The sequence below is a fragment of the Streptomyces atriruber genome, from assembly GCF_001418325.1.
In the GTDB taxonomy this organism is placed as follows: Bacteria; Actinomycetota; Actinomycetes; order Streptomycetales; family Streptomycetaceae; genus Streptomyces; species Streptomyces atriruber.
In genome coordinates, this window is the sequence record NZ_LIPN01000319.1 from 1 (window position 1) to 2,702 (window position 2,702).

General features: G+C 75.0%; 2 protein-coding genes. Both read right to left on the bottom strand.

Annotated features, from left to right (window positions below; genetic code table 11):
• Positions 1-306: 306 nt before the first annotated feature.
• Positions 307-672 carry a PH domain-containing protein gene (locus AOK03_RS29355; RefSeq protein ID WP_055568388.1) on the bottom strand — a complete coding sequence of 122 codons (366 nt, stop codon included), beginning with the start codon at positions 670-672 and terminating at the stop codon, positions 307-309.
• A gap of 89 nt (positions 673-761) precedes the next feature.
• A partial coding sequence (locus AOK03_RS29360; RefSeq protein ID WP_167355653.1) for a winged helix-turn-helix domain-containing protein occupies positions 762-2,702 on the bottom strand: 1,941 nt, incomplete at its 5' end.

The following is a 2,702-nucleotide window of genomic DNA, read 5'->3' on the forward strand; positions in this document are numbered from 1 at the left end:
GCACGGGAGTGCCACGACGTGCCGTACCGACGGCCCCGGCCGGGCCCGCCCCCGCCAGTGCTCCGGCGGCGACCGCGGCCCCCACCGTGGCGGCCCCCGTCAGGAACCGGCTCCTGCTGATACCGCTACCACCGCCGTTCCGCACAGCGTCGTTCCACACAGCGCCTCCCGTGATCCCGATCCGGCGGCGGCCCTGCCGCCGCCGTCCGGTGATCCCGAGCATGCCGATGAACGCGCGGCGCGCTCATCGCACTTTGGTCTATGCGGGGACGCCGAAGGTTGCGACCGGCGGACTCCGCGGGTTCGTCAGCGGGCCACGAACTGCGTGAGGATCGCCTGCACCTCGTAGATGTCGACGCCCTTCGTGAACGTCTTCTGCAGCGGCGTCGGGTTGCTGGAGATCCAGATCTTCAGCTCCGCGTCGAGGTCGAAGTGCCCGGCGGTCTCCACGGCGAAGTGGGTGATGCTGCGGTACGGCACCGAGTGGTACTCGACCTTCTTGCCGGTGATCCCCTGCTTGTCGACCATGATCAGCCGACGGTCCGTGAACAGCATGGTGTCGCGTATCAGCGTGTACGCGGCGTGCACCTGCTCGCCGTGCCCGAGCAGCCGCCCGTACTCGCTCTGCGCCTTCATCGGATCGACGGTGTGCGCGTTTCCGAACAGTGCCATGTCAGGCCCCCCACTCGATGGTTCATCCCTGGCCCCCGCATCCCGGGTGAAATGCGGGATCTCGCCACTGTATACGGGCCTCTCCGCAGCTAGTCGAACGGAAGTTCGTCGGTGGGCAGCAGGCCGCCCCGCGCGAACGCCTCCGCGTAGGCGGCCTCGCCGAGGGCCGCCCGCGCCGCCGCCGCGATGCGGTCGACGTCGCCGCGTTCGGCGGGCGGCAGCGGGGCTCCCACGCTCCTGCGGGCCGCGTCCGCCGCGCCGAGGAGCAGGGCGGCCCGCTCGGCCGCCCCGGACACGGAGGCGGCGCCCGCCAGCCCCTCCAGGGAGAGGGCGAGGGCCCGTGGCTCGGCGAGGGCGCGGGCCGTCTTGAGGCCGAGGAGGTGGTGGGCCTCGGCGCCGGGCCCGTCGCCCCGGAGCTCCGCGACGAAGCCGAGCTCGGCGTGGTGCAGGTGGTCGCCCGCGGGGGAGGACACGTCGGCGTGCCGGTCCCGGATGCGCGTCAGGTGCGCCTCGGCCGCGTCCAGGTCGCCGGAGCGGCGGGCGCCGAGCGCGAGGCCCATCGCCGCGTGGATCTGGCCGTAGCGGTAGCCCTGCGCGGCCGCCAGCGCGTGGGCCTGCGTGTGCAGTTCGTGCGCCCGCTCCCAGTCGTGCGTGAGCAGCGCGAGACGGCCGAGACCGGAGAGGCGTGCGGCGACCTCCGCCCGGAGACCGAGCTCGCGCGCGATGGTCAGCCCCTCCTCCTGCCGACGCGCGGCCTCCTCGTAGTCCCCCTTGATCTCGGCGAGCGCGGCGAGCGGCGCGACGGTCTGCAACTCGCCCCACCGGTCGCCCTGTTCGGCGAAGAGCAGGGCGGCCCGCCGCCCGTCGCGGCCGATCGTGTCGAGATCGCCGCGGATCAGCGCGTGCATCGCGCGCAGGGCGAGCGCGGCGGCGGTCGTCCACTGGTCGTCGGTGCGGTCGGCCAGGGCGAGGGCCTGTGCGTTGGCGTCCTCGCTGGCGGCCGGGTCGCCCGCGCTGAAGAGGGCGTAGGCGTGGAGCCAGCGGGTGCGGGCGGTGTGCGGGGCGGCGGGGGTGCGGTGCGCGGCCTGCGACCCGCCCTCTCCGGTCAGCAGCCGGAACGCGGCGTGGAGCGGGCCGAGTCGGCTGTCGTCGGCCTTCGCGTCGAGTACTGCTTCGAGGGAGCGGCGGGCCTCCGTGAGGCGGCCGCGGAGCAGCCACCACCAGGTGAGCGCGGCGGCGAGCCGCACGGCGTCGTCCCCCGAAGGGCGCCGGACCGCCTCGTCCAGCGCCGCACGGAGATTGGCCGCCTCGGCGTCGAGCCGCCCCAGCCAGACCTGCTGGCCGCCGTCGCGCAGCCGGGGCTCGGCCCGTTCGGCGAGGTCCAGATAGTGGCGCAGATGGCGTTCGCGTACGCCGGTGAGGTCCTCCATCGCGTGCAGCCGTTCCATGGCGTACGCGGCCACGGACTCCAGGAGGCGGTAGCGCGGCGCCGTCCCGGCGGGCCCGGAGGCCACGACCACGAGGGAGCGGTCGACGAGGCGGGTCACGAGGTCGAGGACCTCGTCGCGGGTCACGCCGTCGCCCGCGCAGACGTCCTCCGCCGCGTCGAGCGTGCAGCCGTCGCGGTGCACGGCGAGGCGGCGCAGCACGATGCGCTCGGGCGCGGTGAGCAGCTCCCAGCTCCAGTCGATCATCGCCCGCAGCGTCTGCTGGCGGGCCGGGGCGCCGCGCTGCCCCGAGCTGAGCAGCCGGAACCGGTCACCGAGCCGCTCGGCCAACTCCGCCACTCCCAGGGCCCGTACGCGCGTGGCGGCGAGTTCGAGCGCGAGCGGTATGCCGTCCAGGCGGCGGCAGATCTCCGCCACGGCCGCCTCGTCGTCACCACCGGCGGTGAGCGTGAAGCCGGGGGCCGCGGCGGCGGCACGGGCGGCGAACAGCCGGACGGCGTCCGCGGCGGGGAGCGGCTCCACGAGGAACACGATCTCGCCGGTCAGGCCCAGCGGCTCCTGGCTGGTGGCCAGGACGCGCAG

Excerpts from the sequence above, each read along its gene's own strand:
- AOK03_RS29355 (WP_055568388.1), bottom strand. The coding sequence starts at position 672 with ATGGCACTGTTCGGAAACGCGCACACCGTCGATCCGATGAAGGCGCAG.